This window comes from Streptomyces sp. NPDC087422, assembly GCF_044744145.1.
Classification (GTDB): Bacteria; Actinomycetota; Actinomycetes; order Streptomycetales; family Streptomycetaceae; genus Actinacidiphila.
In genome coordinates, this window is record NZ_JBIUXT010000018.1 from 89,636 (window position 1) to 95,772 (window position 6,137).

General features: G+C 67.2%; 5 protein-coding genes and 1 pseudogene. 3 read left to right on the forward strand and 3 right to left on the reverse strand.

Going from position 1 to position 6,137, the window contains the following annotated elements:
- Positions 1-54: 54 nt before the first annotated feature.
- The gene (locus tag ACIO6U_RS35100) at positions 55-285 is read right to left on the reverse strand and encodes a hypothetical protein (RefSeq protein ID WP_188286081.1); all 231 of its coding nucleotides are present in this window, start codon (positions 283-285) and stop codon (positions 55-57) included.
- A 442-nt stretch (positions 286-727) separates the two neighbouring features.
- Here ACIO6U_RS35100 and ACIO6U_RS35105 point away from each other — a divergent pair, with 442 nt between their 5' ends.
- A complete protein-coding gene (locus tag ACIO6U_RS35105) occupies positions 728-2,848 on the forward strand; it encodes a DNA topoisomerase IV subunit B (protein ID WP_355338286.1) in 2,121 nt (706 codons plus the stop codon).
- 94 nt (positions 2,849-2,942) lie between these two features.
- Here the strand turns inward: ACIO6U_RS35105 and ACIO6U_RS35110 are convergent, their stop codons facing one another.
- Complete coding sequence (locus ACIO6U_RS35110; protein WP_401725367.1) at positions 2,943-4,058, reverse strand: tyrosine-type recombinase/integrase; 1,116 nt, start codon at positions 4,056-4,058, stop codon at positions 2,943-2,945.
- Between the two features lie 21 nt (positions 4,059-4,079).
- Positions 4,080-4,577, reverse strand: coding sequence for a helix-turn-helix transcriptional regulator (locus ACIO6U_RS35115; RefSeq protein ID WP_401725370.1), 498 nt, complete (start codon positions 4,575-4,577; stop codon positions 4,080-4,082).
- Positions 4,578-4,714: 137 nt separating this feature from the next.
- Between ACIO6U_RS35115 and ACIO6U_RS35120 the strand changes: the two genes are divergently transcribed.
- Both ACIO6U_RS35120 and ACIO6U_RS35125 read left to right on the forward strand, forming a co-directional pair.
- Complete coding sequence (locus ACIO6U_RS35120) at positions 4,715-4,921, forward strand: helix-turn-helix transcriptional regulator (RefSeq protein WP_401725373.1); 207 nt, start codon at positions 4,715-4,717, stop codon at positions 4,919-4,921.
- Between the two features lie 139 nt (positions 4,922-5,060).
- Positions 5,061-6,047 (forward strand): annotated as a pseudogene (locus tag ACIO6U_RS35125) (DUF3631 domain-containing protein); the annotation flags it as partial.
- Between the last annotated feature and the right edge of the window lie 90 nt (positions 6,048-6,137).

Here is a 6,137-nt window from a genome sequence, read left to right on the forward strand (position 1 = left end):
CCCCTGGAGGGGTCTGTCCGCCCGCCGACTCGAATTCGTCGCTGATGCGAAGTGTCAGCGCTCGTCTTCTCCCGCCGTTGCCGGGGTGTCGGTCAGCCGTCCGGTCTCGTCCTGTATTTCCGAAGCGATCTTCTTGAGCTCCGGCTCGAACTTGCGTCCATGGTGTCCGCAGAAGAGCAGCTCACCACCGCTGATGAGGACAACGCGCAGGTATGCCTGAGCGCCGCAACGGTCGCAGCGGTCTGCCGCTGTCAGCGGACTCGCGGGGGTCAGAACAGTAGTCACGTCGCCTCTTCTCTAGCTCGACGAGCTGTCGTACCAGGGTCAACATCCAACCAGGCCGAAAACGTTCCCGCTCTCAGCTTTTCCTCGAAAACCGACCTCGGGGTGACTGGATGTTACCGATTGGCGGCGAATAGGAGTCAGTTGCGTCAGATGTCGCTTATGGAGCTGTTGTCCGGACTTGCTCCCGGCTGGCTTGCCGGTTGTTGCTGAGGACGTGCCCGGAGCCTAAATGGTTCATGCCTCTTTGGGAACGTGACATGTGTATCACTCGCGCGGGTTATCGAACACGTGCTCGAAGAGGGCTAGCATGGAAGCCAGGACAAGGGCCGTGTTGAGGCCCGGATACCGGGTCGCGGCGCTGTCACCCCTCCCGGCATCGGTACCCTCTCACCGACACGGCTGAAAAAAACTTCAGAACATTCCTGATCGAGGAGCTGCCCGCGTGACCGCCGAAACATCCGTGCCGTCCTCTGCGCTGCTGACGGGTGCAGATCGCGACGGCTCCAACTACACCGCGCGGCACCTGCTCGTCCTCGAAGGGCTGGAAGCGGTTCGCAAGCGGCCCGGTATGTACATCGGGTCAACAGACAGTCGCGGTCTGATGCACTGCGTCTGGGAGATCATCGACAACTCCGTCGACGAGGCGCTCGGCGGTCACGGCGACCGCATCGAGGTCATCCTGCACGAGGACGGCTCGGTCGAGGTCCGGGACAACGGCCGCGGCATCCCGGTGGATGTGGAGCCCAAGACGGGCCTGTCCGGCGTCGAGGTCGTCATGACCAAGCTGCACGCCGGCGGGAAGTTCGGCGGCGGCTCGTACGCGGCCTCCGGCGGTCTGCACGGCGTCGGCGCGTCCGTGGTGAACGCGCTGTCGGCCCGGCTGGACGTCGAGGTCGACCGCAACGGCGCCACGCACGCCATCAGCTTCCGCCGCGGGGTCCCCGGAATCTTCACCGAATCCGGCGCCGAGGCGCCCTTCGACCCCGCCAGCGGGCTCACCAAGGCCAAGCGGGTCCCCAAGACCCGCACCGGCACCCGCGTGCGCTACTGGGCCGACCGGCAGATCTTCCTCAAGGACGCCAAGCTCTCCCTGGACCACCTGCACCAGCGCGCCCGCCAGACCGCCTTCCTGGTGCCCGGCCTGACCATCGTGGTGCGCGACGAGCGCGGCATCGAGACCGACAAGCCCGTCGAGGAGGTCTTTCACTTCGACGGCGGCATCAGCGAATTCTGCGAGTTCCTCGCCCCCGACAAGCCGATCTGCGACGTCCTGCGTCTGTCCGGCAGCGGCACCTTCAAGGAGACCGTGCCCGTCCTCGACGACCGCGGCCACATGACCCCCACCGAGGTCACCCGCGAGCTGGGCGTCGACATCGCGCTGCGCTGGGGCACCGGCTACGAGACGACCGCCAGGTCCTTCGTGAACATCATCGCCACCCCCAAGGGTGGCACCCATGTGACCGGATTCGAGCGCTCCGTCACCAAGACGATGAACGAGGTGCTGCGCTCGGCCAAACTGCTGCGCGTCGCCGAGGACGACATCGTCAAGGACGACGCCATGGAGGGCCTGACGTCGGTGATCACCGTGCGTCTGGCCGAGCCGCAGTTCGAGGGCCAGACCAAGGAAGTGCTCGGCACCTCCGCCGCCAACCGCATCGTGGCCAATGTCGTCGCCACCGAACTGCGCGAGTTCCTGACCTCCACCAAGCGGGACGCCAAGGCCCAGGCGCGCGCCGTCCTGGAGAAGACCGTCGCCGCCGCCAGGACCCGCATCGCGGCCCGGCAGCACAAAGAGGCGCAGCGCAGGAAGACCGCGCTGGAGACCTCCTCGCTCCCCGCCAAGCTGGCCGACTGCCGCAGCGACGCCGTCGACCGCAGCGAACTGTTCATCGTCGAGGGCGACTCGGCACTCGGCACCGCCAAACTGGCCCGCAACTCCGAGTTCCAGGCGCTGCTGCCGATCCGCGGCAAGATCCTCAACGTCCAGAAGTCGTCCATCTCGGACATGCTCAAGAACGCCGAGTGCGGCGCGATCATCCAGGTCATAGGAGCCGGGTCCGGCCGCACCTTCGACATCGACCAGGCCCGCTACGGCAAGGTCATCTTCCTGGCCGACGCCGATGTCGACGGCGCCCACATCCGCTGCCTCCTGCTCACCCTTTTCCAGCGCTATATGCGCCCGATGGTCGAACAGGGCCGGGTCTTCTCCGCCGTCCCCCCGCTCCACCGCATCGAACTCGTCCAGCCCAAGAAGGGCCAGGACAAGTACGTCTACACCTACTCGGACAACGAGCTGCGCCAGACCCTCCTCGACCTCCAGCGCCGCAACGTCCGCTACAAGGACAGCATCCAGCGCTACAAGGGCCTCGGTGAGATGGACGCCAACCAGTTGGCCGAAACCACCATGGACCCCCGCCACCGCACCCTGCGCCGCATCAACATCAGCGACCTCGAATCCGCCGAGCAGGCCTTCGACCTCCTGATGGGCAACGAGGTCGCCCCCCGCAAGGAGTTCATCACCAACTCCGCCACGACCCTGGACCGGTCGCGGATCGACGTCTGACCTGCGGCTTTACGGTCGAGCGGACCCAGGGGTGCCCCTGCGGTCCGCACACAGTCCGCAACCGCACTGACAGGACGTCAGTGCGGGGGAGTGGTTACGTCTCCTCTGGGGGCGGGGTGTTGCCGTCGCCGGGGCCGTCCGCGTACGCCTTGTCGACGGCAGCCCGGGTGCGCTCCTCGGAATCGGGCCACAGGTGGGTGTAGATGTTCAGCGTCATGGCCGCGTTGGTGTGGCCGAGGCGCTCGGAGACGGTCTTCACGGATTCGCCGTGCTTGATCAGCAGGCTGGCGTAATGATGTCGGAGCGCGTGCGGGCCAATCCCGTCCGGTATGCCTGCCTTCCGGCACGCGGGGCGCCAGACCCGCTTCATGAACTCGTTGTACGCCACGGCGCCGCCTTGGGGTGCCGTGAACAGCCAGTCCTGCGGCGCCGGTGCCGGGAACATCTTGAGATGCGCCTTCATGGCCTCGGTAGCCATCCTCGGAAGCGGCACGACACGGTAGGAGCGGTCGGTCTTGGGCGGGCCCACGAACACCCCGTGCTTGGTCTGCTGGACCTGCTGGTCGACAGTGAGGGCCGCCTGGGGCAGGTCCAGGTGCCGACGCTGGAGACCGAACACCTCGCCTGGCCGCAGCCCGGTGGCTGCCGTCAGGAGGACGAGGCCCTTATAGGGCGGGGCTATCTGCCCGGCGAGGTTGCGCACTTGGGGGACAGTCAGCGGCACGATCCGCTTCCTCGGCACTGTCGGCAGCTTGGCGCCGGTGCAGGGGTTGTTGGGGATCATGCGGTCGCGGACGGCCGCGGTGAAGACGGCGTTGACGGTGTTGAACACCGTACGTGCCGTGCTGGCGGCGAGGCCGTGGGTCGTCGTCAGGCCGGTGATCCAGCTCTGGACGTCGCCGGGCTTGATGCCTCCCAAGGTCCGTCCCTCCCAGGCGGGATAGGCGTGACACCGGAGGTGCTGCTCAACGGCTCGTGCGGTTGAGGGGCGGTGCGGCTGGCCGGCGCGCCACTGCTCGGCGTACTCCTTGAACGGCTTCTTCGCCGACTTCGGGTCGACGTACTGGCCGGTGAGGACACTCGCGGTGACTTCGTCGAGCCAACGCTGGGCGTCGACCTTGCGGTCGAAGTGGCGGGAGTGCTCCTTGCCGTTGGGATCGCGGTAGCGGGCGCGCCACTTGCCGTTGGGGCGCTTTTGGATGTTGGCCAAGTCAGGCTCTCTTCCTGTGGGTCAGTGGTAGTAGCCCCCGTCCTCGATGTACTCGGTCAGGGCGCGTGCGTCGCGCTCCTCGCCCATGAGGCGGAGGGCTTGCTGGTGGATAGCGGTGGAGCTGTCCGGGTGGGCTTTCAGGTAGGCGGAGATCGTGGTGACGGCTCCGTGCAGGCGGTCCTGGGCGTCGCGGGATTCGTAGAAGGCTTCGACGGCCTCTTGGACGAAGCGCCGCCCTTCGAGGTCGATGCCGTCCAGCGGCGGCGACATGAGCTCTTCCAGAGGCAGTTCGAAGACGCGGGCGAAGCCGAGGGCTTCGTCCAGAGTGATCTTGCGGCGGGGCTTGCCGTTCTCCATGCGCCACACGGCGGTCTGGTTCATCGGGACGCCGGCCTTGGTCATACGGGCTGCCAGTTCGGTGGTGCTCCAGCCTCTCGTCTCGCGTTCCAGGGCGATGCGTGCGGCGGCGTTGCCTTCGCTGTACAGCAGCGGGGCGCCGCCGTGGTCGGTCCCGGTCATCGTTCGTGTCTCCTCTCCGGCGTGGTCGGGTTCCCCAAGGTCTAGTCAAAATGTACCACAGATTATTCGATTTGCATAGCGGCACTTTGTGTGGGACCATTATTCAAAACCGCTAGCGATCTAGTCGAAGGGGAGAGATGGACCGCTACCTGACCACCGCCGAGGTGGCCGAGCGCTACCGGACGGCTGACAGCACCGTGCGGTACTGGCGCCACATCGGCTACGGGCCCAAGGGGGTGAGGATCGGCCGCCGCGTCCTGTACAGCGAGGCCGAACTCACCCTCTTCGAGCAGCGCCTGGCCCACCAGAGCCCCAGCCGCGACGACTGGACCCTGGGGGCCTGATGCGCGCAGCCCCGGAAAACGAAACGACCCCCGGCGCTACCAACGCCGAGGGCCTCGTGAACATCCCAGCAACCGAGCTATCGATTCACCACGGTGAAGGCGGGCCTGCCAGCCACAGCCTCACCGAGAGGAGTTCAGCATGAATGCTACGCCCCCGACTCCCGACGGCGCATCCGCGATGCCTCCATGGCCACCGGTCGCCGTGCCGGGTCAGCAGAGCCGCCACACGCCCGACACGGCCTCTGCCGAGGCTGTCGAGCGGGCCGAAGCGGAGGCGGTGGAGGCAGCGCATGTCGCGGCGCCGAAGCCCCTGGACTGGGGTGCTGCCGAGGGCTCACGGCTCCTGGGAGCACTGCGCTCGCAGATAGCCCGCTTCGTCATCCTGCCTTCCACGCACGCGCTTGACGCGGCCACGCTGTGGGTAGCGGCCACGCACCTGCAGGCCGCCTGGCAGCACGCCCCGCGCTTGGCAGTAGTCGGCCCGGCCAAGCGGTGCGGCAAGTCCCGGCTGCTGGACGTGCTGACCGAGACGGTTCACGAACCGATGCTGACGGTCAACACGACCCCGGCTGCGGTTTTCCGGTCCATCGGCGACCAGCCGCCAACCCTTCTGGTGGACGAAGCCGACACGATCTTCGGCAGCGTGAAGGTCGCGGAGAAGAACGAGGAGCTGCGCGGCCTGCTCAACGCCGGTCACCAGCGCAATCGTTACGTCACCCGCGTGGTCGGCAATGACCACACCCCGCACCGGTTCGCCACCTTCGCCATGGCCGCGCTCGCCGGGATCGGCGACCTCCCCGACACGATCATGGACCGGTCGGTGGTGATCCGGATGCGCCGCCGGGCCGAGGGCGAGCGGGTCCACCCGTTCCGGTCCAGGCGCGACACCCCCGCTCTCCACGCCCTGCGGGAGCGCATCGTCTCGTGGTCCGGACCGCTGGTGGATACGGCCGCGGACCTGGAGCCGGAGCTGCCGGTGGAGGACCGTGCCGCCGACACCTGGGAGCCGCTGGTCATCGTCGCCGACCTCGCGGGCGGACCGTGGCCCGACCTGGCCCGGCAAGCGTGCGTGCGGATGGTCGCCAACGAAGCACAGGCGGAGGAGGACAACCCCGGCGGCGCTAGAGGATGTCCCGTAAATGATCTGAGGCATGCAGGCTGAACTGCTCGTTTGCCTGTTATCCGGTGAGGGTGAGGTTGTGAAGGCGGGCGATGC